Genomic DNA, 20,775 nt, shown 5'->3' with positions numbered 1-20,775 from the left:
ATTAGGTTTGTGTTTAAGGGGCTAAGTAACGGGGTTTGGGGTGTAAAATAAGAGGTAGATTTGCTTCAGTTTTAGGTCTGTTTGTAGAGGAAAACCCTTATAGGGTGGTTTAGGGTTGACGGCTAGCCGTTTTTTGTTTAGTATAGTCGTTACGCATCCCGCGTGTTTTTTATTTAGTCAACTATATTAATAGCTTTGGATTCTGTCAGTCGGCAGGATCTGGAGGCCAGTGGGGCGCTTATTGGAAGCGTAAAAACTGGTACAAATTATAATAATTTTCGTATGGCCGCAGATAAATTTGATCGTTCGAAGCCTCACGTTAACATTGGTACTATTGGTCACGTCGACCACGGTAAGACCACTTTAACAGCTTCTATTTTGCATGTATTAGACCTTAATAAAGACAAAGGCTATGGCGCCCGAGTTGAGGGTGTTGATGGTATCGATAACGCTCCTGAAGAAAAAGCCCGAGGGATCACTATTGCTCTCCACCACAGTGAATATTGGACAGCTAATCGTCACTATGCTCACATTGATGCTCCAGGTCACGCCGACTACATCAAGAACATGATTACTGGTGCCGCTCAAATGGATGGTGCTATCTTGGTGGTAGCTGCTACTGATGGTTTGATGCCTCAAACTCGTGAACACGTTCTTTTGGCTCGCCAAGTAGGTGTACCTAAATTGATCGTTTTCCTAAACAAGGTTGATATGGTTGATGATGCTGAAATGATTGACTTGGTAGAAGAAGAAGTTCGAGATTTGTTGGAAAAGAATGGTTTTGATGGTAAAGGCACTCCAATTATCCGTGGTTCAGGTCTAAAAGCCCTTGAATCTAAGGATGGTTCAGATGAATGGGCTAAGAAAGTATTGGAATTGATGGATACTGTTGATTCTTATATCCCACAACCAGTTCGAGAAATCGAAAAGCCTTTCTTGATGCCAGTTGAAGACATCTTCTCAATTGAAGGTCGTGGTACTGTTGTTACTGGTCGTATCGAACGCGGTATGGTCAAAGTTGGTGAAGAAATTGAAATTGTCGGTTTGAAAGATACTGTTAAGACTACTGTGACTGGTATTGAAATGTTCAACAAACAACTTGATGAGGGTATGGCTGGAGACAACGCTGGTATCCTACTTCGCGGTCTTAAGAAAGATGACATCACTCGTGGTCAAGTTCTAGCTAAACCAGGTTCAGTTACTCCTCACACTGATTTCGAAGCTGAAGTTTACATCTTAAAGAAGGAAGAAGGTGGTCGTCACACTCCATTCTTTACTGGTTACAAACCTCAATTTTACGTTCGAACTACCGATGTTACTGGTGAAGTAACTTTGGATGACGATGTGAAAATGGTTATGCCTGGAGACACTGTTAAATTCAAAGTTAAATTGGTAGCCCCGGTTGCTTTGGAAGATCAATTCCGCTTTGCTATTCGTGAAGGTGGTAAGACAGTTGGAGCTGGTGTGGTAACTAAAATCGTAGCCTAAATAAAACACTCGGGATATTAAAAACTCTATGACTACTACTGGATCAACAACTAAAACTGCTAAGGCCAAGACACCCTCTATGGAGATTCAAAAACTTCGTATTAGAGTGTCAGCTTATGAAAACAAAGTGTTAGATGCTTCTGTTAAGCAGATTGTTGATACTGCTATTCGCTATGACGGTAAGGTTAATGGTCCGATTCCTTTGCCGACTGAGATCAAAAAATATACCGTTAATCGTTCCAGTTTTATCGACAAAAATTCTCGAGAACAATTTGAGATGAGAGTTCACAAGCGTTTGATTGATATCTTGAACCCTTCACCAAAAATTATTGAGAGTTTAACCAATCTTAACTTGCCGTCAGGTGTTAATATTGACGTTAAAATGATGTAAGGATCTAGCTTACTGTAACTACTACTATGAAATTTATTCTCGGCACAAAAGAAGCAATGATCCAGATATACGACGATAAAGGTCGGGCTATTCCGGCAACTATTGTTAATGCTGGTCCTATTGTTGTGACTCAACTTAAAACCAAAGCAGTTGATGGATATGATGGTGTTCAAGTTGGCTTTGGTTCTAAAAAAAGTAAAAATGTATCCAAGGCGGTTCGTGGTCATGTGAGTAAAGCTTCAGCTAATGAAGTTGGTTTTGCTCATTTGCGAGAATTTGCGGTGGCTACCGATGCTACTTTAGGTACAACTATTGATGCTTCAGTTTTTGCTGAAGGAGACGTGGTAGAGGTGAGTGGTATATCTAAAGGTAAGGGTTTCCAAGGTGTGGTTAAGCGTCATGGTTTCCATGGTGGCCCTCGAACTCACGGTCAAAAACACTCTGAACGTGAACCTGGTTCTATTGGAGCTGGTGGTATGCAACGAGTCTTTAAAGGTAAACGTATGGCGGGCCGAATGGGTTCAGATCGGATCACTGTTAAGAATTTGGAAATCGTTAAAGTGGACGCTGGCGCTAACAAGATTTTAGTTAGTGGAGCTATTCCTGGTCGCCGTGGTACCTTGGTGGAAATCAAGGCCAAATAATATAACAACATGGAAGCAAAAATCTACAATCGACAAGGAAAAGAGTCTGGATCGGTAAAATTACCGGAGAAGTTTTTTGGCTTGAAAATCAACAATGACTTAATTCATCAGGTGATTGAAAGTATGAATTCCAATGCTCGCCAAGGCAATGCCAATAGTAAAGATCGCAGTGAAGTCCGGGGTGGTGGTAAAAAACCTTGGAAACAAAAGGGGACCGGCCGAGCTCGTCATGGTTCTCGCCGTTCACCAATCTGGGTTGGTGGAGGTACTACTCACGGTCCTCGATCAGAACGTGACTACAGTAAAAAAATTAACCGCAAAATGAAAACCAAAGCTTTGTTTACTGTTTTGTCGGCTAAATTGCGAGACGGGGAAGTTCTTTTCACTGAGCCTTTAATCTTTGCTAAACCAGAAGCTAAATTAGCGACTAAAGATTTAGGTAACTTGTCTAAGTTGGCTGGGTTTGAAAAATTGGTTTATAAAACTGGTAAACGAGCTTTGATCGTATCACCAACCAAAGACGAGGCAATGCTAAAGAGCTTTGCCAACATTAAGACTGTGGTGGTTGAAGAGGCTAGAAATATTAACCCGTTGACTCTGGCAACTTATAAATATGTGTTGATTACTGATCCAGTTAAAACCATTGAAGCTTTGTCAGCTCGCGCTTAAAATACATCATGACTACTATTATTGCTAACATCCTAAAGAGACCACGAGTAACTGAAAAGGCGACTGTTTTGGCTTCTGGTCAAAATGGCTTAGTTTATACTTTTGAAATTCCACCAGCGGCTAACAAAAAACAGGTCATGGAGGCAGTTAAAAGTTATTACAAAGTGACTCCGGTGAAGGTTAATATTGTTAATTTGCCTAGTCGTAAAGTGTTGGTGCGGGGTAAAATTGGCACTAAAACTGGAGTTAAAAAAGCTTTGGTTTTTTTAAAGAAGGGCGATAGTATTGAATTTGTCTAAAAATTAAGCTAGTAATTATTAATCATGAAAAAATACGCTCCAACAACTCCATCACGACGTCACATGACCACGGTTACTTATCGTGGAGTGTTGACTGCTAGTGAACCACATAAACCATTAACAGTTGGTGGTAAGCGTCATGTTGGACGAAATAATGCTGGCCGGATTACTGTTCGTCACAAGGGGGGTGGTCACAAACGTCTTTACCGGGCAGTAGACTTTGTTTTTGATAAAAAAGATATTCCAGCAAAAGTGGAAACAGTGGAATATGATCCAAATCGTTCTGGTTTTATTGGGTTGGTTTGCTATCGAGATGGTGAAAGACGTTATGTTTTATTACCTAAAAATGTTAAACCAGGAGATGAAATTTTGACTTCTGATAAGGCCGAGATCAAAGCTGGTAATCGTCTACCTCTGAAAAACATTACCGTTGGTACTTTTATTTACAATATTGAAATCAAACCAGGCGGTGGTGCTCGCTTAGTTCGTTCAGCTGGTTCATTTTCTGAGGTGCTTGGTAATGATGCTGGTTATACCACTATCAAAATGCCGTCGACTGAAGTTCGTAAAATTAATGAAAACGCCTGGGCGTCAATTGGCACTGTCTCTAACGAAGAGAGTAAGTTGGTGACTATTGGTAAAGCTGGACGTTCTCGCTGGTTAGGTATCCGTCCGACCGTGCGTGGTAGTGCGATGAACCCAGTTGATCACCCGTATGGTGGTGGTGAAGGCCGTCAGGGTCGCGGAACCAAGCGTCCGAAGACCAAGTGGGGTAAAATAACTGGTGGACGCAAGACTCGTCGAGCCAAGAAGTACTCCGACAAATTCGTAGTTACTCGTCGCAAGAAAACTAAACGAAGTTAATTTAAAAAAACTTAACAAAAAAATCGAGCAGTTGCTCGATTTTTTTGTTTGACAGTCAAATATGTTTGCGGTAGTTATGGTGGTGGAAAGACAGAGGGCCTCTAAAGGGCACAACAATCAATATGGAGTTTCGAGTATGAAATTATCTTGTCCAAGTTGTTCTTCTCCGGATTTGAAGGAGATGAAAAATTCTGACACGGGAGAATTCTGGGTAGCTTGTGATCGGTGTGGCAAGGTTATGCCGGTCAGTAATACCCCCCAAGGGGCTCTCCAGAACACCTATCTACTTCAGCTGGAGGTTTGTAGTGGTTTTAAGGGTCGGTTGGAAGAATTGAAGGGCCACCTTGGAGAGGTGTCTGATCCAAAAGCCTTACCTCTGGTGAACACTAAACTAGCCCTGATTAACCAGGTGCTTACCAGTGGCCCACAGGAGGCACCCCAGGCTTGGATCATGCTGTGTTCTCACTGCCCAGGCTTGGCCAGGAGGATCTGATTAACTGGTTTAATTTATAGCCCCCGCTGGCCTACTGGCCGGCGGGGGACTTTTATTGAGTCTGCTAGCAGTCCAGAGTTTGACATTTAAGCATTATTTGATAAGATATTGCGAAGCTCCAGGTGAGCTTTTCTTTTTGTAAATATGGCTCGATCACTCAAAAAAGGTCCCTATGTGGACGAAAAACTATTAAGTAAGATTGCTGGCAAGCGCCCTAATGAAACAGGGGCGATTAAGACATGGGCTCGCCGCAGTCAAATTGCTCCAGAAATGGTTGGTTTTATTTTTGGTGTACACAATGGCAAGGATCATGTTGAAGTTTTGGTAACTGAAGATATGGTTGGTCATCGTCTTGGTGAATTTTCTCCAACTCGTAAATTCGTCCGTCACGGAGGTAAGATGCAGAAAGAGTTAGAGCAAAAGAAGAAGGAGGCAGAAATCTCAGCTGCTAAATCAGCTAAGGCCGCCACTGATACTAAGAAGAAATAATTTTTTATACTATGAAAGCTTCTTTATCTCACTATCAACAAGCCCCTCGAAAAGTTAGACTTTTGGCTGATTTAGTGCGAGGTAAAAAAGCAGTGGAAGCTGTTTCTATTTTATCTTTTACTGACAAGCGAGCTAGTTTGCCAATGCAAAAAATGATTTTGTCAGCCATTGCTAATGCGGTAACTAATTTTAATACTCCTCAGGAAGAACTAATTATTGCTGAGATCAGTGTGAACAAGGGCCGAGTGCTAAAGCGATCTATGCCTCGGGCCCGTGGTTCTGCTTTTCCGATCCGTCTACGCTCTAGTCATGTTGAAGTGATTTTAGGTAAAGTAGGTGAAGCTAAATCAGTGGCCCCTAAAGCGGTTAAAGCCACTAAGGTGGAAAAAGAAGTCAAAACAACCAAGTCAGTAAGTAAGCCTAAAACTATTAAAGCTAAAAAAACTAAAGCCGAATAATTATCATGACACACAGCGTTCATCCATATTCACATCGTTTAGGCATTATTAGAGACTGGAAGTCTCGCTGGTTTGGCAAAAATGGCCAATACCAAGAAATGCTTCGAGGGGATATTACTATCCGAGAATTTTTGCAAAAGCGTTTGCGTGGTTTCTATATTGAAACTGTGGAAATTGAACGAAGTCAGGATTCTATTCGTGTTATCATCAAGACCGCTCGACCAGGTATGTTGATTGGTAAAAGTGGTGAGGGAGTAGCTAAATTGAAACAAGAAATTCTAAAGCAATTTACTCGTCACAAAATTCTTTTACCTAAAGAGTTGAAATTGGATATTGAAGAAGTTAAAGATCCAGATTCTCGATCAGCAATTGTGGCTCAAATGGTGGCTGAAGGTCTAGAGAAGCGCCTACCTTTCCGCCGAGTACTAAAAAGTACTATTGAAAAAGTAATGGGCAATAAAAATGTTTTAGGTATCAAAATCACCCTATCTGGTCGTTTAGGTGGAGCAGATATGGGGCGAACTGAGAGTTTGAAAGATGGTCAAATTCCTTTGCAAACTTTGCGGGCTGATATTGATTTCGCTCGAGAAAAAGCCAATTTGTCTTACGGTGTGATTGGCGTAAAGGTCTGGATTTATCGAGGGGAAATTTTTGATGAAAGTGCTAAGTAATATTTAAATATCTATGTCTCTCTTACCAAAAAAAGTTAAATATCGAAAATGGCAAACTGGCCGTTGGAACCCAGAGAAACCTCGGGTAGAAACTCGTGGCATCTCTTTGGCTTTTGGCTCTTTTGGTTTGAAAGCCGAATCTCATGGTCGTGTTCGTTCTAATCAAATAGAAGCAGCTCGTAAAACAATTGCTCGCCAAATGGCCAAGAAGGGTAAACTTTGGATTCGTATTTTCCCTGATCGACCTTACACTAGTAAAGCCGCAGAGGTACCGATGGGTAAGGGTAAGGGTGATTTACAAGGTTATGAATTTGAAGTGCTACCTGGCCGAATGTTATTCGAAGTTGATGGTCTTGACCCGGCGATTGCTCGTGAAGCTTTGCGTAAAGCGGGAGCCAAGATGCCAGTAAAAACTAAAATAGTCGCTCGCGATTAATATTATGACTTACGTTGAATTATTTAAAAAAACAGAGGCGGAACTATTGAAGCTCGTAGGTGAAAAACGAGAGGCTTTACGGGCTTTTCGTTTTGGAGTAGCTGGCAGTAAAGTGACCAATGTGAAAGAAGGTCGTAATCTACGCAAACAAGTCGCTCAGATCTTGACCGCCTTGCAGTCTAAGAAAACTTCCGGTAATGTATAGACCTTAAACTATGACTACTAAACAAGATACAATTAAACAAGGAAAACTACTTAAAGGCACAGTCGTGTCCGATAAAATGGACAAAACTGTAGTAGTAGCTGTAAATCGCTTAGTTAAGCATCCTAAGTATGGTAAGTTTATTAACCGTACCAAGCGCTACAAGGCTCATGATGAGACAAATGCTTTCAAAGTGGGGGACGAGGTTAGTATTCAAGAAGTAAAGCCTATTTCGAAAGATAAGTCCTTTATTGTTATCGCTTAATTTTATAAATCCATGATTCAACCACGATCCATCGTTAAAATAGCAGACAACTCCGGCGCCAAGATTGGACGTATTTTTAAGGTGTTGGGTGGTTCTAAAAAGCGCTATGCTCGGATCGGTGATTTGGTAATCTTGTCTGTCCAAGTAGCTGAGCCACGTAAGGCTGTTAAGAAAAAAGAAGTTCTCCAAGCGGTGGTGGTTCGTCAACGAGCTTCTATGCGTCGTAAGGATGGTTCTTATGTTCGATTTGATGAAAACGCGGTCGTTATTTTGGAAAAAGGTAAAAAAGATCCTAAGGGTGGACGTATTTTCGGACCTATTCCTCGAGAGATCGCTGATCTTGGTTACCAAAAAATCGTTTCCCTAGCTCCAGAGGTGGTGTAATTTGAATATCATGACAATCAAAAAAAATGACAATGTAATAGTGATCGCCGGTAAGGATAAAGGCAAAAAAGCGAAAATCGTAAAGACTTTTGCGGCTTTGGATAAGGTGGTAGTGGAAGGGGTTAATGTTCGTAACCGCCGCACCAAACCTCGTAAGTCAAATGAGAAAGGTCAAGTGATTGCTATGTCTTTGCCAGTTCACGTATCTAATGTTCAACTTTTCTGCTCAACTTGTAGTAAAGGTGTTCGAACCAAGAGTTTGTTGTTAAAAGGTAAAAAAGTTAGAGTTTGTGTTAAGTGCAGTAAAGAAATATAAATCTACTATCATGACATTAGTAACCAAAGAAAAATTAGAGCAAATCAGACCAGCTATGGAAAAGGAACTGGGTGTTAAAAACATCCACGCTTTACCGAAGCTAACTAAAATTGTAATCAGTTCTGGTACTGGTAAGGCTAAAGATAAGAAACGAAACGAATTGGTAGCTAACCGTCTAGCGGTTATTGCTGGCCAGAAGCCAACCATGCGACGCGCTAAACAATCGATCGCTACTTTTAAATCTCGAGAGGGTGATGTGATCGGTGTAGCGGTGACTTTGCGAGGGGAGAGAATGAACGGCTTTTTGGATAAATTGATCAACGTGGCTGTGCCTCGAATGCGTGACTTCCGTGGCTTCAGTATTGACTCAGTTGATGATATGGGTAACCTTACTCTTGGTTTTAAGGAAAATAACATTTTTCCAGAAACAGCTGAAGAAGAATTGAAAGATGTATTTGGAATGGCTATCACCATCGTCTCAACCGCTAAGGATAAGGAGAGTGCCCAAGCTTTCTTTAAGGCTCTAGGAATTCCATTCAAAAAGGCGCTCGCCTAGCTTCTCCACCACAGAACAGAAAAAAGCCCCAGCGGGGCTTTTTTCTTCTCCTCCGTGTCGACGATTTCGTCTCACTGAGAGTGCTCGGTCTACTTCGTAAAGACGAAAACCATGCTCGCCGACTACTACGCAAGTCTGTGATGGAGAACTAGGCTCGCTTGGCTCAGAAATTCCAGTCGACAGCTACACAAGGGTTTCAAACAGGATTAGGCTCACTAAGCTGTTTTACCCGAGGTTTTTTATGTTACCATCATACATATGAATTTGGTTAAGCAATTAAAACGTTTTATTAAATATACCTCTCCTAGTGTTGCTCCGTATCAAGCACTATTTTTTTCTGCTGCTCTATTTTTTTGGGCCGGTCTTATTTTGGCTGATACTATTGTTCCGATTCAGTATAAAAAAATAGTTGATTATCTGACTAGTCATCACGCATTAGGGTTTATTAGTCCTGAACTTCTGGCCTTAGCTGGGATGATGACTTTTTTGTATATTCTGTATAGTGTATTTTTTCGTATCTCTGATTTTTGTTTGTACAAAAGCCAAGACCCAATACTAAAAGATATACATGATCGAACTTTTAGTAAACTAACTGAGCACTCATATCAATTTTTTAGTGATAATTTCTCAGGCGCTTTGGTGGCTAAAGCTAAACGATTAACACGATCGTTTGAGGTTGTTCTGAATGAGATATTTTATGGTATTGGACCGGCGGTACTAAGTATTATTGCTACATTTATTGTCTTTAGTTTTCAGAATATCTGGCTTACCATTTTTTTTGTTATCTGGTTTGTTGTCTACGTTGGGATTACGATCGCCTTTGTTATTTACCGTAATCCGTATGATCTGAAACGATCAGAAGCAGATTCAAAAGTAACAGCATCATTAGCAGATGCTATTACTAATATTTTGACTATCAAAGTTTTTAGTGGACGAGATAAAGAGATTGATGGTTTTAAACGAGTAACCACAGAAGAGTTGATAGCAAGGCTGAGATCAGAGAAGGTGTTTGTCATCCAGATTGGTCTCCAGAGCTTAGCTTTTTCGTTACTTGAAATTATTGGTATGTACCTCGCTCTCTCCTTGTGGTCTAAGGGTTCAATTAGTGTAGGCACACTGGTCTTGGCTCAACTAGTCTTTGCTAATATTTTTGCTCATTTGTGGGGCCTGGGACGCTCTATTAGTAAGTTTACCGAAGCCCTGGCTGACGCTAGCGAAATGATCGACATTATTGAACGACCAATTGAAGTTAAAGATTTAACTACCTCCCAAACACCAGCTATTAAGGCTGGAGCTATTGAATTTAATAAGGTTAATTTTTATTATCATCCAACCAATCCAGTATTTACTGATTTTAATCTCACAATTCCTGCTGGCCAGAAAGTGGGCCTAGTAGGATCATCTGGTTGTGGTAAATCGACCTTGGTTAAACTTATTTTGCGATTCGTTGACGTACAGTCGGGTGAGATTGCTATTGATGGTCAACGTATTGACTCTATTACCCAAGATGATCTTCGTCAGAATATTGCCTATGTGCCACAAGATCCGTCTTTGTTTCATCGGTCCCTATTGGAGAATATCAAATATGGTAATGAAGAAGCGACCATGGAAGATGTGATTGAAGCTGCTAAAAAGGCCTATGCTCATGATTTTATCAGTCAATTGCCGCAAGGGTATGATACCTTGGTCGGTGAGCGGGGAGTGAAGCTTTCCGGCGGTGAGCGTCAGCGTGTGGCCATCGCTCGGGCAATTCTTAAACGAGCGCCAATTATTATCCTCGATGAAGCAACTTCGTCACTTGATACCGAAAGTGAAGGATTTATCAAAGAGGCCTTCGATTCCTTAATTAAGGGTCGGACCACGATTGTTATTGCCCACCGACTCAGTACTATCCAGAAAATGGACCGGATTATTGTGATGGATAAGGGTAAAATAGTAGAAGACGGAAATCATCAAGAGCTTATTAAAAATGAGGAAATATATCACCGTTTTTGGCAATACCAGATTAGTGAATAATTGACACCGAAGGCCTTTCTTGATAGGATAAAAGCCGGCCTAACGAGGGCCTGTTTTAATAATAATTACCCGAAAAGTAGAGCATTTATGGCTAAAACTTCGGTGATCGCAAGATCACAAAAGAAACCTAAGTTCCAATCTCGCGTTGTCCGACGTTGTTTTCGTTGTGGACGTAAGCGAGCTTTTATGCGTGACTTCGGCCTTTGCCGTATCTGCTTCCGTGAATTTGCCAACGAAGGTCAAATCCCGGGTATTAAGAAATCATCCTGGTAATTCCTATGACGACTGATCCGATTTCCAACATGTTGGTAACTATCAAGAATGCCTCAATGGTCAAAAAGCCATTTGTGGTTGTTCCTTACTCTAATTTAAAAATGGCGATTGCTGAGGTGTTAGTTAAAGAAGGTTACTTAACAGCCGCCAACAAGCGAGGTAAGAAAGTGAAGAAGTTTATTCAGTGTGATATTGCTTATGAAGCTGGTAAGTCTAAGTTGACTACTATCACTCGTATTTCCAAGCCGTCTCGTCGGGTGTACAAGCGTGTGGTTGATCTTCGTTCTGTGCGCCAAGGTCAAGGTATTGCAGTGTTGACTACTCCTCAAGGAGTAATGACCGAGAAGGAGGCTAAGGTCGCTAAAGTCGGTGGCGAATTATTATTCACTCTTTGGTAATTTTACTATCATGTCACGTATCGGCCGAAAAATTATCACTATCCCTGAGAAGGTTACCGTCACTAAAGAGGGGAATGAATTAAAAGTTCAAGGACCTTTGGGTACTTTGACTCGCGAATTTAAATCAGATATTGAAATCACTATTGCTGACGGTACCATCTCTTTCAAACCAGTTAAAGAAACTGTTGCCAATAGTGCTTTGTGGGGAACCTATGCTTCTCACGTGGAAAACATGGTTATCGGTGTTAGTACCGGTTTCACCAAAAAAATGTTAATTGAAGGGGTTGGTTTCAAATGGAATGTAAACGGTACCACTTTGACTTTAAATGTTGGTTTTTCTCACGAAGTAACTCTAACTATTCCGGACGGTTTGAAGGTGTTGGCTGAAAAAAATGCCTTGACAGTGACCGGTTTTGATAAAGAATTAGTTGGTCAGTTCTGTGCCAAGGTGCGTGATTACAAACGAGTAGAACCTTACAAAGGTAAAGGAATTCGTTACGACAATGAACATGTTCGTCGTAAGCAAGGTAAGAAAACAGCCGCTTAAACATTAAACTATCATGAGTAGAATTACATCATTAACTAAACGACGGGAAATGCGTCACAACCGAGTCCGAGCCAAAGTAGCGGGTACGGCTCTTCGACCACGCTTGTCAGTTTTCCGTTCCAACCAATATATTTATGGGGCTTTAGTTGATGATCAATCAGGCAAGACTTTGTGTGCGGTCACTACTAAGGGAGTGAAAGCAGTTAAAGGTGAAACTCCTTTTGCTAAAGTTAATCAATCTCACGAAGCTGGTAAAAAACTAGCCAGTTTGGCCAAAGAGAAGGGGGTTGAAGAGGTAGTTTTTGATCGAGGTGGTTATCGCTACACTGGCCGAGTGCAGGCGCTGGCTGAAGGAGCCCGAGCAGGTGGTCTTAAATTTTAATATACATTATGGAAGAAACTAAGAACAAAACTGGACAAGGAGCAGATAGACGAGGTGGACGCACTGGTGGTCCTCGCCGTGGCAATACTGGTCGTCGACCAGAAAGAGTTAAACCAGAATTTGATCACAAAGTGGTTAGTGTTCGTCGAGTAACTCGTGTGATGGGTGGTGGTCGCCGTTTCAGCTTCTCTGTTACTTTAGTAGCTGGAGACCGTAAAGGGCGAGTAGGAGTTGGAATTGGCAAAGCTGGTGATACTTCACTTGCTATCACTAAAGCTCTTAACAACGCTAAGAAAAACATGATCACTCTGACTTTGACTAAAACCATGTCTATTCCTCACGAGACTGAAGCCAAGTATGGTGCCTCAGTGGTAACTTTGAAACCAGCTCCTGGTCGCGGATTGGTAGCAGGTAGCTCTGTGAGAAATGTACTCGACCTAGCTGGCGTTAAAGATACTGGTAGTAAAATTTTGTCTCGCAGTAAAAACAAATTAAACAACAGTCGAGCCGCCATTGAAGCTTTGAAGAAATTAAAACAACTTAAGAAGTAAGTTTACGATTATGCAAATTCACTCTATAAAACGAAATACTCCCAACAAGAAACCTCGCCGTATTGGCCGAGGCGATAAAACTGCTGGTCGTGGTACTAAGGGTCAAAAAGCCCGTGCTGGTCACCGAATGCGTCCAGAAATGCGTGATATGATTAAGCGACTACCAAAGCTTCGTGGTCATGGTAAAAACTCCAACACTCCTTTGTTAGATAAGTCAGCAGTAGTTAACCTTAATAAACTAGAACTAGCTTTCCAGGTAGGGGAAGTGGTTTCTCCTAAATCATTAATTGCTAAAAATTTGATTCGTCGAATTGATGGTAAAATGCCAGTAGTTAAGATTCTTGGTCAGGGTACTTTGACTAAAAAGCTATCTGTGTCAAAGTGTATAGTATCCGCTTCAGCTAAAGAGGCGATCGAAAAAGCGGGTGGTAAAGTAGCTTAATTTCAACCAAATATGTCAACGGTGTCTCAGAAAATAAATCTCGTACTCCAAGACGGCAACTTAAGACTTCGTCTTCTTTTTGTCTTGTTGATTTTAGCTTTGTTTCGTTTAGGAACTTCTATTCCTATTCCAGGCGTTGATCATGCAGCTCTGACTCAATTTTTTTCTGACAACCAATTTTTTGGTCTGCTAAACATCTTTTCTGGTGGTGGTTTGTCTAATTTATCTATTTTAATGCTCGGTGTCGGTCCTTTTATTACCGCTTCGATTATTATGCAGTTGTTGACACTGGTGTTTCCGACTATTAAAGAGTTGTTTCATGAAGATGGAGAAGCTGGTCGCCGCAAGTTGGCCCAATACAGCCGTTTGTTGACCTTACCTCTAGCTGCCCTTCAAGCTTTTAGTTTGTTGTTGATTTTAGAGCGCCAGGGGATTTTATCTAGCGTGACCTTAAGTGACCGTTTGCTTAACGTTGTAGTGGTCGCGGCTGGTTCTATTTTACTGATGTGGCTTGGGGAGTTGATCACTGAGTATGGGATTGGAAATGGTATGTCGCTAATCATTTTTGCTGGTATTGTCGCTAGTCTACCTTCCAATATTAGTCAGCTGTGGATTACTTTTGATATTTCGCAAATTCCTCTTTATATTGCTTTTTTGATCGGAGCGGTGGTGGTGATTGCCGCTATTGTTGTTGTAACCGAAGCAGAACGACCTATTCCAGTGACTTATGCTAAACAAGTGAGAGGTTCCAAGGTTTATGGTGGGGTTTCTACCTATCTGCCAATCCGAGTTAACAATGCTGGTGTGATGCCAATCATCTTCGCTTTATCTATCTTGCTGTTTCCTCAGATGATTGCTAACTTCTTAGCTCAAGCTTCTAATGCCACATTACAATCAATTGCAGAGGTTATGTTGTCCGTTCTCAACAACCAATGGATCTACGGCGGATTGTATTTCTTATTCGTCTTTGTTTTTACTTACTTCTATTCAGCTGTTACTTTTGATCCAGTAATGGTCTCAACCAATCTTCAAAAGAGTGGGGCATTTATTCCTGGTATTAGACCTGGCCAAATGACAGCCGAATACATTTCCAAAATCTTAACTAGACTGACTTTGATCGGGGCTTTGTTCTTGGGCATTGTGGCTATGCTGCCGCTGATTATCCAAGGTTTAACTGGTATTGCCTCGTTTGCGATCGGGGGAACTAGCTTATTGATTGTGGTCTCGGTTGCTCTGGACTTAATGAAGAAAATCGAAGCCCAGGTGACCATGCGAGAATACTAGACCTGTGTTATAATGGAGGGTATGAGTTCAGATCCAATTTTATATAACTCTGACCAACCTGATAATTTAATTGTTAGTCGACCAGCTGTAGCCCTTGGGGGTTTGGCTGGTTTTCTGATTAAAAAAGGTTGGGCCAGTAGTCCAAAGCAGGCTAATGTTGTCTTAGTGGTAATTTCTTTAGTCTTAATTACTCTGGCTATAGTTATCCCATTTATATGGTAAAACGTTCTGGTTTTACCCTTATTGAATTGTTGGTGGTAATAGCCATTATTGCCTTATTATCTAGTATTGTATTAGCTAGCCTTAATCAGGCCAAATTGAAAGCCCTTGATTCTAGAAATGTTGATGTCTTGAGACAGTTTAGTGTTTGTAATCAAGCTTTTATGTTGGACAATAATCGTTATATTGGTAATGATGTCCCTGGGGCTGGAACTTTGGCAGCCGCTTTGGCTGAGTTGGGTAGATTTGCTCGGAACTGTAATTTGAATAATGGAGGCGCTTTCGATGATAATCGTTTTAAAATGGCATTTACTACCCACGACTGTGAGCCGACTGGTCAGTGCTATATCGCTGAGATTGAGTTAAACTCTAAACCAGGTTATTGTTGGTATGATGATACTAGAGGTAAGGGGGAAAGAGTTGATGAAAACGGAGAAGAAGTTTTAGGCTGTACTGTTCTTAATAATTAATTTTTTTATGAAACAACAAGTAGGTTTTACATTAATAGAACTATTGGTAGTCATTGCGATTATTAGCATCTTGAGTTCGGTGGTACTTACTTCTCTTGGTGGTGCACGTGCCAAAGCGCGTGACAGTGCTCGTATTCAATATGCAGCCGAATATAGAAGAGGTTTTGAATTATTTTTTAACGATAGGAGTTATTATCCGGGGGATCCTGTTAAAGGGACTGACGGTGATGATGATTTAATCAATCAATATTTAAAACCGCCCCCAGCTGGCACTCCGGCTATTGAGGGTATTTATACTCCAATTTGTCCTGGATCTGTCAGTTCAGATCCTAGTTGTTTTATTTTTGAGTTTCCTTTAGAGTCGCAGCCTGGAAAGTGTTGGTATAATGATTTTCGAGGGACTGGAGTTATTGATGATCAAAATACTGGTTATGATAGGATTTGTACATCCAATGTTGTTCCCCTTGGAAATTAGTAATTATATGGATTTAAAAACTTTTATTTTTATTGGGCGGTCTGGTTGTGGTAAGGGGACCCAGGCTGGTTTACTGAAAGATTACCTAACCACCCAAGATCAGTCACCAATTTTTCTAGTAGAAACCGGTGATGGATTTAGGAATTTTATTAAAGGTGATTCACACTCTAGTCAATTATCTAAAGCGGTGATGTCTACTGGTGTCCGTCAACCAGATTTTTTGGCTGTGTGGATGTGGGCTAATGTGTTGATTGAATCTTTCACTGGAACTGAACATCTAATCTTTGATGGTACTCCACGGGCATTAGCTGAAGCCAAAGCCCTTGATTCAGCTCTCAATTTTTATGATCGGCAAAATGTGGTGGTGGTTCACCTTAATATCACTCGCGAGGAAGCTAAAAGGCGTCTATTGGCTAGGGGTCGTGATGACGATCGCAGTTCTGATGAAATAGAGAAGCGATTGGATTGGTTTGACCACGACGTTTCTCCAACTATTGAATTTTATCGTAATCATGATAAACATAGGTTTATAGAACTTGATGGGCTCAAGACTATCGAAGAGATTCATAGTGAACTGTTGGCTAATTTATGATTAAACTAAAAACCAAAGAAGAAATTCAGATTTTACGAGAAGGAGGCAAGCGATTGGCCTCTATTTTGACTACTTTAGCGACTCAGGTTAAACCAGGGGTCAAAACTAGGGATTTGGACGATGAAGCTAGGCGTTTAATTAAAGAATACGGTGACAGTCCAGCCTTCCTCAATTATCGCCCCAAAGGGGCTAGATTGGCCTATCCAGCGGCTTTATGTGTATCGGTGAACGATGAGATCGTTCATGGTATTCCTAGTCAATATGAGATCAAAGAGGGAGACGTGGTGACTCTAGATCTAGGTTTGGTTCACGCTGGGTTATTTACGGATTCGGCGATTACTTTGGCTGTTGGTGAAGTGTCGGAGGAGGTTCAAAATTTGATCAGTCAAACTAAAAAAGCCCTCGATCTAGCTATCGCTCAAGCGGTGGTGGGGAAAACAGTGGGTGATATTGGCTTTGCAATTGAGCAGTATATTAAACCTTTTGGTTATGGAATTATTGAAGATTTAGCTGGCCATGGGGTTGGTTATGGAGTTCATGAAGATCCACAAATTCCCAATTTTGGCCAAGCTGGTACTGGTGAGAAGTTAAAAGCGGGAATGGTTATAGCGATTGAGCCGATGATTACCTTAGGCACCAAAGAGACTGACCTCTTGGACGATGAGTATACTTTTGTATCAGCTGATGGAACACTCAGTGCTCATTTTGAACACACGATTGCGGTGACTGATAGTGGTCCGATTATTTTAACAGCGTTATAATCCAATCATTATGTTTAATACCAAAGAAGAAAAAACATTTGTCATGGTCAAGCCTGATGGGGTGCGTAAAGGTTTGATTGGGGAGATTATAAAGAGGTTTGAACAACGCGACCTAAAGGTGGTCGCGATGGATATGTTTCAGCCAACTTACGAGCAGATCGACGGTCATTATCCTAAAGATGAGGCTTGGATTGCTCGGCTCGGCACTAAAACTTTAGCCAACTTAGAAAAATACGGTATTGACCCTCAGGCTGAATATGGGACAGATGATAATTTACAGATCGGTCAAAATATCCGTCAGTGGCTGGTAGAGTATATGACTTCCGCTCCACTAGTAAAAATGGTAATAGAAGGAACTCATGCGATCGATATGGTGCGTAAAATAGTTGGCCCGTCTTCACCTTATCTGGCAGAACTGGGAACAATCCGGGGCGATTTTTCGGTTGATTCTCCTCTAATCGCTAATCGTGAACATCGGGTGATGATGAATTTGGTTCACGCTTCGGAAAATCAACAAGAAGCTGAACATGAAATAAAACACTGGTTTGGTAACGATACTATTTTTCAATACAAACGGTTTTAGATTCACTCAACATCATCTCGCAAAGGGTACGGATTTTTTGAAGCTTAAAAAATCCTGAAGTTGTGTCGTCGTCACTCCGCAAACCCCCTTTGCGAGATATGTTTCGTTTTGTTCCATTAAATACCTTTACGCAGTATGCTTTTTCTGGAAGTGTTATTTACTGAATTATTTTTTTGTATTACGTTAGTGATTTTGTATTGCATACCCAAAAAGGAGGATTATAATAAGCAGAGGTTCCTAGGATTATCCAGATTAATATTATCAGGGAGTCTCAATTGCGTTAGACCTTGGTCTGATGTTGCGGACACCCACGTAGAAATACCCTGGTAATTATCCTAGTTGCCTAAACAACAACCGCCTTTGGGCGGTTTTTGTTTAGCTTGAGCTGGTCGAAAGGTTTATTGTGAGCTAGCTTGCAGTGAGCTTGTCGAGTCTGTCGAACAGTTTTGAGAGAAGGTTAATTTACGTTACAATGTGGCCATGACTAATCAAGTAACTATTAAATTTTTAGGTGGAGCCGAAAGTGTGACCGGTTCCAATTTTTTGATTTCTGACGGAGAGAAAAATATTTTGATCGACTGTGGTCTTTTTCAGGGGACTAAAGTGTCAGAAGACAACAATCGTGAGAAGTTTGATTTTGATCCCACCAAAATAGACGTTTTGTTTGTGACTCATGCTCACTTGGATCATATTGGTCGAATTCCTAAGTTGGTCAAAGATGGTTTTACTGGTGTGATCTATTCTACTCCACCAACTAAAGATATTTCAGCAGTGTCCTTAATCGATAGTATGGGAGTAATGGAAAAGGAAGCCCGAGGTGATAATGTTCCACCACTTTACGATCAAGACGATGTCAGACAAGCCATGGGTTTATGGCAAACCGCTAAATATCATGAACCAATTACAGTTGGCAAATTTCAAGCCGTTATGCGCGACTCTGGGCACGTGTTAGGTTCAGCGATGGTAGAGTTTACTTATAATGGCAAGAAAATAATGTTTACTGGCGACTTAGGAAATTCACCAACCCCTCTATTGCCTGATCCTGAAGTTATCACCGACATTGATTACATGGTGATGGAAAGTGTTTATGGTGATCGCAACCATGAAGGCCGAGACGAACGAAGTCAAAAGCTACGGGCAGCCATTAAAGATACTTTAGCTAATGGTGGAACGGTCATGATCCCGGCTTTTTCGATTGAGAGAACTCAGGAGTTTTTGTTTGAGATCGAAAATATGATGGAAAATTCAGAAATTCCTTTAGTGCCAGTGTTTTTAGATTCACCACTGGCGATCGAGGTAACCGCTATTTATAAGAAGTATCAAAGCTATTTTAACAAAGACGCTCGTCAGGTTATGAGAGAGGGGGATGGTTTATTTCACTTCCCGCAACTCCATATGACCAAATCAACAGATGAATCTAAAGCGATTCGTTATGCTGGCGCTCGGAAGATAATCTTGGCTGGCTCGGGTATGTCCAATGGTGGTCGTATTTTGCATCATGAAAAACTTTATTTACCAGATCCAAATAGTTCCTTAGTTATTGCCGGGTATCAAGCTTCAGGTAGTTTGGGTCGGGTGATTCAAGAGGGAGCCAAGAGTATTAGAATCCTCGGTGAAGATGTTCCTGTTAATGGTAGGGTGATTTTAATTACTGGTTATTCTGGTCATAAGGACGGTGATGGGTTGGTTGATTTTGTATCCACTACCACCAAAACCCTCAAACAAGTATTCGTTGCCATGGGTGAACCTAAGTCGGCTTCTTTCTTAGCTCAGCGCTTACACGATACTTTTGGGATTAATGCTACCGTACCAAAAGAGGGTGACATTGTGACTCTTGATCTGTAGTCTTTTTGAAGCAACTAAAAAACTCCCCGGTTTGGGGAGTTTTTTAGTTTAAATTTAGGCTTTAACTTGTTCTACTAGTCGAGCGAATGATTCTGGTTCGGTTTCAGCAATTTGAGCCATTACTTTTCGGTCTAATTCGATGTTTTTGGTTTTTAACATACCAATGAATTTACTGTAGGAAAGATCAAACGGGGAGAGAGCTGCGCCGATCTTGATGTTCCAAAGACGACGGAAATCTCCTTTCTTGTCACGGCGGTGACCATAAGCACTGCGGCCAGCGTGGAGGATAGCGTCAATAGCTGATCGTTCCTTAGTACTGCGACCAAAACGAAAGCCTTTGACCTGTTTAAGGACATTGCGTCGTCGCTTCATTGATATTGTTCCTCGTTTTACGCGTGGCATGGTGTATGTATTACTAGCTTATTATTATAAACCTGACAAGAAGCGGGAAGCGCTTTTATTAGTCATGACGATTTGGGTCATGCGTTTGCCAGTCAACTGAGAAGAACGGGAAGCCTTAGCATTAAAATGGTTTTTACCAGCTTTACGAGCCAAAATTTTCCCAGTTTTGGTTACTCGTAGACGCTTAGAGTATGATTTATTGGTTTTCATGATTGGTTGTTTGGATTGTTTCTTCTTCTTTGGCTTTGGCTGAACCTTTCTCGACGATCACATAAATACCCTTTGGTCCTTGTTTTGGTCCTTCGGCTACTTTGTAATCGATAGGAATTAGTCTTAGGATTCTCTCTAATCTATCACCTAGGAAGGTTTTTTCCAAAAATTTGGACCGACCTGGTAAGAATAGTTCAATCTTGACCCGGTGACCTTCAGCTAAGAATTCACCTGTTTTTTTGGCTTTCAAGCCTAGATCGTGCTCACCGGTACCGATTTTAATCTGCAAGGATTTTGTTTCAATAATATGGCTTTTGGCTTTAGCTAGTTTATCTTTACGATTTTCTAGATATTGCCACTTACCGAAGTCCATGAGTTTAGCTACTGGGGGATTGGCGGCTGGTGATATTTCTATCAAATCCACTTCTCGCTCCTGAGCGACTTTCAAAGCTTCTTCTTTCGAAATAACTCCCAAATTACCTCCTTCGTCATCTATTACTCGGAGTTCTTTGGCGGTTATCTGATTATTGATGCGTATGTATTTATTCAAAAACCTTGTAAATTAATACCGTCTATTCGACGGCTGTACCCAACAATAGTAAGGGAAATTGGGAGAAAAGTCAAACCCGGTAGTGAATTTTGTTATCACTCCGTCCTGACAGGCGGAGTGGGTCTATGACCAATACCAAAATCTACTACG

At 41.2% G+C, this 20,775-nt stretch carries 34 protein-coding genes; 31 read left to right on the top strand and 3 right to left on the bottom strand.

From position 1 onward, the window contains the following. The first annotated feature begins 282 nt into the window (after positions 1-282). From tuf to K8Q91_03070, 31 genes are all read left to right on the top strand, one after another. On the top strand, positions 283-1,488 hold the full coding sequence (gene tuf, locus K8Q91_03220) for an elongation factor Tu (GenBank protein MCE9628979.1): 1,206 nt from the start codon (positions 283-285) through the stop codon (positions 1,486-1,488). A gap of 79 nt (positions 1,489-1,567) precedes the next feature. Continuing rightward, positions 1,568-1,879: a 30S ribosomal protein S10 gene (gene rpsJ, locus K8Q91_03215; protein MCE9628978.1), complete on the top strand. Its 312-nt coding sequence runs from the start codon at positions 1,568-1,570 to the stop codon at positions 1,877-1,879. A gap of 26 nt (positions 1,880-1,905) precedes the next feature. Next, complete coding sequence (gene rplC, locus K8Q91_03210; GenBank protein ID MCE9628977.1) at positions 1,906-2,523, top strand: 50S ribosomal protein L3; 618 nt, start codon at positions 1,906-1,908, stop codon at positions 2,521-2,523. 9 nt (positions 2,524-2,532) lie between these two features. Next, positions 2,533-3,192: a 50S ribosomal protein L4 gene (rplD, locus tag K8Q91_03205; GenBank protein MCE9628976.1), complete on the top strand. Its 660-nt coding sequence runs from the start codon at positions 2,533-2,535 to the stop codon at positions 3,190-3,192. Between the two features lie 8 nt (positions 3,193-3,200). Beyond that, positions 3,201-3,491, top strand: a complete 291-nt coding sequence (gene rplW / locus K8Q91_03200) for a 50S ribosomal protein L23 (GenBank protein MCE9628975.1) — start codon at positions 3,201-3,203, stop codon at positions 3,489-3,491. Positions 3,492-3,515: 24 nt separating this feature from the next. Further along, positions 3,516-4,355 (top strand): 50S ribosomal protein L2, encoded by an 840-nt coding sequence (gene rplB, locus K8Q91_03195; protein ID MCE9628974.1) that lies wholly within the window; start codon positions 3,516-3,518, stop codon positions 4,353-4,355. A gap of 61 nt (positions 4,356-4,416) precedes the next feature. After that, positions 4,417-4,848 carry a hypothetical protein gene (locus K8Q91_03190; protein ID MCE9628973.1) on the top strand — a complete coding sequence of 144 codons (432 nt, stop codon included), beginning with the start codon at positions 4,417-4,419 and terminating at the stop codon, positions 4,846-4,848. A 144-nt stretch (positions 4,849-4,992) separates the two neighbouring features. After that, the gene (gene rpsS / locus K8Q91_03185; protein ID MCE9628972.1) at positions 4,993-5,337 is read left to right on the top strand and encodes a 30S ribosomal protein S19; all 345 of its coding nucleotides are present in this window, start codon (positions 4,993-4,995) and stop codon (positions 5,335-5,337) included. A gap of 11 nt (positions 5,338-5,348) precedes the next feature. Next, positions 5,349-5,795 (top strand): 50S ribosomal protein L22, encoded by a 447-nt coding sequence (gene rplV / locus K8Q91_03180; protein ID MCE9628971.1) that lies wholly within the window; start codon positions 5,349-5,351, stop codon positions 5,793-5,795. Between the two features lie 5 nt (positions 5,796-5,800). Continuing rightward, the gene (rpsC, locus tag K8Q91_03175) at positions 5,801-6,466 is read left to right on the top strand and encodes a 30S ribosomal protein S3 (GenBank protein MCE9628970.1); all 666 of its coding nucleotides are present in this window, start codon (positions 5,801-5,803) and stop codon (positions 6,464-6,466) included. Positions 6,467-6,479: 13 nt separating this feature from the next. Beyond that, entirely contained in the window at positions 6,480-6,902 is a 423-nt protein-coding gene (gene rplP / locus K8Q91_03170) for a 50S ribosomal protein L16 (protein MCE9628969.1), read from the top strand. Positions 6,903-6,906: 4 nt separating this feature from the next. Further along, a complete protein-coding gene (gene rpmC / locus K8Q91_03165) occupies positions 6,907-7,107 on the top strand; it encodes a 50S ribosomal protein L29 (GenBank protein MCE9628968.1) in 201 nt (66 codons plus the stop codon). Positions 7,108-7,117: 10 nt separating this feature from the next. Further along, positions 7,118-7,369 carry a 30S ribosomal protein S17 gene (gene rpsQ / locus K8Q91_03160; GenBank protein ID MCE9628967.1) on the top strand — a complete coding sequence of 84 codons (252 nt, stop codon included), beginning with the start codon at positions 7,118-7,120 and terminating at the stop codon, positions 7,367-7,369. A gap of 12 nt (positions 7,370-7,381) precedes the next feature. Continuing rightward, entirely contained in the window at positions 7,382-7,753 is a 372-nt protein-coding gene (rplN, locus tag K8Q91_03155) for a 50S ribosomal protein L14 (GenBank protein MCE9628966.1), read from the top strand. A 10-nt stretch (positions 7,754-7,763) separates the two neighbouring features. Continuing rightward, a complete protein-coding gene (rplX, locus tag K8Q91_03150) occupies positions 7,764-8,069 on the top strand; it encodes a 50S ribosomal protein L24 (protein MCE9628965.1) in 306 nt (101 codons plus the stop codon). A 10-nt stretch (positions 8,070-8,079) separates the two neighbouring features. Continuing rightward, positions 8,080-8,625, top strand: coding sequence for a 50S ribosomal protein L5 (gene rplE / locus K8Q91_03145; protein MCE9628964.1), 546 nt, complete (start codon positions 8,080-8,082; stop codon positions 8,623-8,625). Between the two features lie 1,065 nt (positions 8,626-9,690). Next, a complete protein-coding gene (locus K8Q91_03140; protein ID MCE9628963.1) occupies positions 9,691-10,641 on the top strand; it encodes an ABC transporter ATP-binding protein/permease in 951 nt (316 codons plus the stop codon). Between the two features lie 87 nt (positions 10,642-10,728). After that, positions 10,729-10,914, top strand: a complete 186-nt coding sequence (locus tag K8Q91_03135) for a type Z 30S ribosomal protein S14 (GenBank protein ID MCE9628962.1) — start codon at positions 10,729-10,731, stop codon at positions 10,912-10,914. Between the two features lie 5 nt (positions 10,915-10,919). Then, positions 10,920-11,312, top strand: a complete 393-nt coding sequence (gene rpsH, locus K8Q91_03130) for a 30S ribosomal protein S8 (protein ID MCE9628961.1) — start codon at positions 10,920-10,922, stop codon at positions 11,310-11,312. A 10-nt stretch (positions 11,313-11,322) separates the two neighbouring features. Then, a complete protein-coding gene (gene rplF / locus K8Q91_03125) occupies positions 11,323-11,859 on the top strand; it encodes a 50S ribosomal protein L6 (GenBank protein ID MCE9628960.1) in 537 nt (178 codons plus the stop codon). 13 nt (positions 11,860-11,872) lie between these two features. Beyond that, complete coding sequence (gene rplR / locus K8Q91_03120) at positions 11,873-12,241, top strand: 50S ribosomal protein L18 (GenBank protein MCE9628959.1); 369 nt, start codon at positions 11,873-11,875, stop codon at positions 12,239-12,241. An 8-nt stretch (positions 12,242-12,249) separates the two neighbouring features. Then, the gene (locus tag K8Q91_03115; protein ID MCE9628958.1) at positions 12,250-12,792 is read left to right on the top strand and encodes a 30S ribosomal protein S5; all 543 of its coding nucleotides are present in this window, start codon (positions 12,250-12,252) and stop codon (positions 12,790-12,792) included. A 10-nt stretch (positions 12,793-12,802) separates the two neighbouring features. After that, positions 12,803-13,234 carry a 50S ribosomal protein L15 gene (gene rplO / locus K8Q91_03110; GenBank protein ID MCE9628957.1) on the top strand — a complete coding sequence of 144 codons (432 nt, stop codon included), beginning with the start codon at positions 12,803-12,805 and terminating at the stop codon, positions 13,232-13,234. A 12-nt stretch (positions 13,235-13,246) separates the two neighbouring features. Further along, positions 13,247-14,518, top strand: a complete 1,272-nt coding sequence (gene secY / locus K8Q91_03105; protein MCE9628956.1) for a preprotein translocase subunit SecY — start codon at positions 13,247-13,249, stop codon at positions 14,516-14,518. A 21-nt stretch (positions 14,519-14,539) separates the two neighbouring features. After that, positions 14,540-14,740, top strand: a complete 201-nt coding sequence (locus K8Q91_03100) for a hypothetical protein (protein MCE9628955.1) — start codon at positions 14,540-14,542, stop codon at positions 14,738-14,740. Next, positions 14,734-15,207, top strand: coding sequence for a type II secretion system GspH family protein (locus tag K8Q91_03095; protein ID MCE9628954.1), 474 nt, complete (start codon positions 14,734-14,736; stop codon positions 15,205-15,207). The genes K8Q91_03100 and K8Q91_03095 overlap by 7 nt, the downstream gene beginning before the upstream one ends. Positions 15,208-15,214: 7 nt before the next feature. Beyond that, positions 15,215-15,682 (top strand): type II secretion system GspH family protein, encoded by a 468-nt coding sequence (locus K8Q91_03090; protein MCE9628953.1) that lies wholly within the window; start codon positions 15,215-15,217, stop codon positions 15,680-15,682. A gap of 7 nt (positions 15,683-15,689) precedes the next feature. Beyond that, positions 15,690-16,274: a nucleoside monophosphate kinase gene (locus tag K8Q91_03085; protein MCE9628952.1), complete on the top strand. Its 585-nt coding sequence runs from the start codon at positions 15,690-15,692 to the stop codon at positions 16,272-16,274. Further along, positions 16,271-17,035 carry a type I methionyl aminopeptidase gene (gene map, locus K8Q91_03080; GenBank protein MCE9628951.1) on the top strand — a complete coding sequence of 255 codons (765 nt, stop codon included), beginning with the start codon at positions 16,271-16,273 and terminating at the stop codon, positions 17,033-17,035. Before K8Q91_03085 ends, map begins: the two co-directional genes overlap by 4 nt. 10 nt (positions 17,036-17,045) lie before the next feature. Then, positions 17,046-17,618: a nucleoside-diphosphate kinase gene (locus tag K8Q91_03075; protein ID MCE9628950.1), complete on the top strand. Its 573-nt coding sequence runs from the start codon at positions 17,046-17,048 to the stop codon at positions 17,616-17,618. A gap of 480 nt (positions 17,619-18,098) precedes the next feature. Then, positions 18,099-19,463 carry an MBL fold metallo-hydrolase gene (locus K8Q91_03070; protein ID MCE9628949.1) on the top strand — a complete coding sequence of 455 codons (1,365 nt, stop codon included), beginning with the start codon at positions 18,099-18,101 and terminating at the stop codon, positions 19,461-19,463. Between the two features lie 54 nt (positions 19,464-19,517). Here the strand turns inward: K8Q91_03070 and rplT are convergent, their stop codons facing one another. The 3 genes from rplT to infC are packed head-to-tail and all read right to left on the bottom strand — an operon-like array spanning position 19,518 to position 20,625. Further along, entirely contained in the window at positions 19,518-19,865 is a 348-nt protein-coding gene (gene rplT, locus K8Q91_03065) for a 50S ribosomal protein L20 (protein MCE9628948.1), read from the bottom strand. A gap of 24 nt (positions 19,866-19,889) precedes the next feature. Continuing rightward, complete coding sequence (locus K8Q91_03060; protein MCE9628947.1) at positions 19,890-20,075, bottom strand: 50S ribosomal protein L35; 186 nt, start codon at positions 20,073-20,075, stop codon at positions 19,890-19,892. Continuing rightward, positions 20,062-20,625: a translation initiation factor IF-3 gene (gene infC / locus K8Q91_03055; protein ID MCE9628946.1), complete on the bottom strand. Its 564-nt coding sequence runs from the start codon at positions 20,623-20,625 to the stop codon at positions 20,062-20,064. Before infC ends, K8Q91_03060 begins: the two co-directional genes overlap by 14 nt. Between the last annotated feature and the right edge of the window lie 150 nt (positions 20,626-20,775).

The sequence above is a fragment of the Candidatus Vogelbacteria bacterium genome, from assembly GCA_021414225.1.
In the GTDB taxonomy this organism is placed as follows: Bacteria; Patescibacteriota; Minisyncoccia; order Phycocordibacterales; family XYD1-FULL-46-19; genus JAIOOX01.
This window is presented reverse-complemented; position numbering and strand designations above follow the sequence as displayed.

Excerpts from the sequence above, each read along its gene's own strand:
- rpsC (MCE9628970.1), top strand. The coding sequence starts at position 5,801 with ATGACACACAGCGTTCATCCATATTCACATCGTTTAGGCATTATTAGA.
- rpsS (MCE9628972.1), top strand. The coding sequence starts at position 4,993 with ATGGCTCGATCACTCAAAAAAGGTCCCTATGTGGACGAAAAACTATTA.
- K8Q91_03190 (MCE9628973.1), top strand. The coding sequence starts at position 4,417 with ATGTTTGCGGTAGTTATGGTGGTGGAAAGACAGAGGGCCTCTAAAGGG.
- rplT (MCE9628948.1), bottom strand. The coding sequence starts at position 19,865 with ATGCCACGCGTAAAACGAGGAACAATATCAATGAAGCGACGACGCAAT.
- rplF (MCE9628960.1), top strand. The coding sequence starts at position 11,323 with ATGTCACGTATCGGCCGAAAAATTATCACTATCCCTGAGAAGGTTACC.
- K8Q91_03100 (MCE9628955.1), top strand. The coding sequence starts at position 14,540 with ATGAGTTCAGATCCAATTTTATATAACTCTGACCAACCTGATAATTTA.
- rpsH (MCE9628961.1), top strand. The coding sequence starts at position 10,920 with ATGACGACTGATCCGATTTCCAACATGTTGGTAACTATCAAGAATGCC.
- rplC (MCE9628977.1), top strand. The coding sequence starts at position 1,906 with ATGAAATTTATTCTCGGCACAAAAGAAGCAATGATCCAGATATACGAC.
- rplB (MCE9628974.1), top strand. The coding sequence starts at position 3,516 with ATGAAAAAATACGCTCCAACAACTCCATCACGACGTCACATGACCACG.
- K8Q91_03115 (MCE9628958.1), top strand. The coding sequence starts at position 12,250 with ATGGAAGAAACTAAGAACAAAACTGGACAAGGAGCAGATAGACGAGGT.
- rpmC (MCE9628968.1), top strand. The coding sequence starts at position 6,907 with ATGACTTACGTTGAATTATTTAAAAAAACAGAGGCGGAACTATTGAAG.
- rplX (MCE9628965.1), top strand. The coding sequence starts at position 7,764 with ATGACAATCAAAAAAAATGACAATGTAATAGTGATCGCCGGTAAGGAT.
- rplN (MCE9628966.1), top strand. The coding sequence starts at position 7,382 with ATGATTCAACCACGATCCATCGTTAAAATAGCAGACAACTCCGGCGCC.
- rplP (MCE9628969.1), top strand. The coding sequence starts at position 6,480 with ATGTCTCTCTTACCAAAAAAAGTTAAATATCGAAAATGGCAAACTGGC.
- rplO (MCE9628957.1), top strand. The coding sequence starts at position 12,803 with ATGCAAATTCACTCTATAAAACGAAATACTCCCAACAAGAAACCTCGC.
- K8Q91_03140 (MCE9628963.1), top strand. The coding sequence starts at position 9,691 with ATGTACCTCGCTCTCTCCTTGTGGTCTAAGGGTTCAATTAGTGTAGGC.
- K8Q91_03060 (MCE9628947.1), bottom strand. The coding sequence starts at position 20,075 with ATGAAAACCAATAAATCATACTCTAAGCGTCTACGAGTAACCAAAACT.
- secY (MCE9628956.1), top strand. The coding sequence starts at position 13,247 with ATGTCAACGGTGTCTCAGAAAATAAATCTCGTACTCCAAGACGGCAAC.
- rplE (MCE9628964.1), top strand. The coding sequence starts at position 8,080 with ATGACATTAGTAACCAAAGAAAAATTAGAGCAAATCAGACCAGCTATG.
- rpsQ (MCE9628967.1), top strand. The coding sequence starts at position 7,118 with ATGACTACTAAACAAGATACAATTAAACAAGGAAAACTACTTAAAGGC.
- rplD (MCE9628976.1), top strand. The coding sequence starts at position 2,533 with ATGGAAGCAAAAATCTACAATCGACAAGGAAAAGAGTCTGGATCGGTA.
- map (MCE9628951.1), top strand. The coding sequence starts at position 16,271 with ATGATTAAACTAAAAACCAAAGAAGAAATTCAGATTTTACGAGAAGGA.
- rplR (MCE9628959.1), top strand. The coding sequence starts at position 11,873 with ATGAGTAGAATTACATCATTAACTAAACGACGGGAAATGCGTCACAAC.
- rplW (MCE9628975.1), top strand. The coding sequence starts at position 3,201 with ATGACTACTATTATTGCTAACATCCTAAAGAGACCACGAGTAACTGAA.
- K8Q91_03090 (MCE9628953.1), top strand. The coding sequence starts at position 15,215 with ATGAAACAACAAGTAGGTTTTACATTAATAGAACTATTGGTAGTCATT.
- tuf (MCE9628979.1), top strand. The coding sequence starts at position 283 with ATGGCCGCAGATAAATTTGATCGTTCGAAGCCTCACGTTAACATTGGT.
- K8Q91_03095 (MCE9628954.1), top strand. The coding sequence starts at position 14,734 with ATGGTAAAACGTTCTGGTTTTACCCTTATTGAATTGTTGGTGGTAATA.
- K8Q91_03135 (MCE9628962.1), top strand. The coding sequence starts at position 10,729 with ATGGCTAAAACTTCGGTGATCGCAAGATCACAAAAGAAACCTAAGTTC.
- K8Q91_03070 (MCE9628949.1), top strand. The coding sequence starts at position 18,099 with ATGACTAATCAAGTAACTATTAAATTTTTAGGTGGAGCCGAAAGTGTG.
- K8Q91_03085 (MCE9628952.1), top strand. The coding sequence starts at position 15,690 with ATGGATTTAAAAACTTTTATTTTTATTGGGCGGTCTGGTTGTGGTAAG.
- K8Q91_03075 (MCE9628950.1), top strand. The coding sequence starts at position 17,046 with ATGTTTAATACCAAAGAAGAAAAAACATTTGTCATGGTCAAGCCTGAT.
- rplV (MCE9628971.1), top strand. The coding sequence starts at position 5,349 with ATGAAAGCTTCTTTATCTCACTATCAACAAGCCCCTCGAAAAGTTAGA.
- rpsJ (MCE9628978.1), top strand. The coding sequence starts at position 1,568 with ATGGAGATTCAAAAACTTCGTATTAGAGTGTCAGCTTATGAAAACAAA.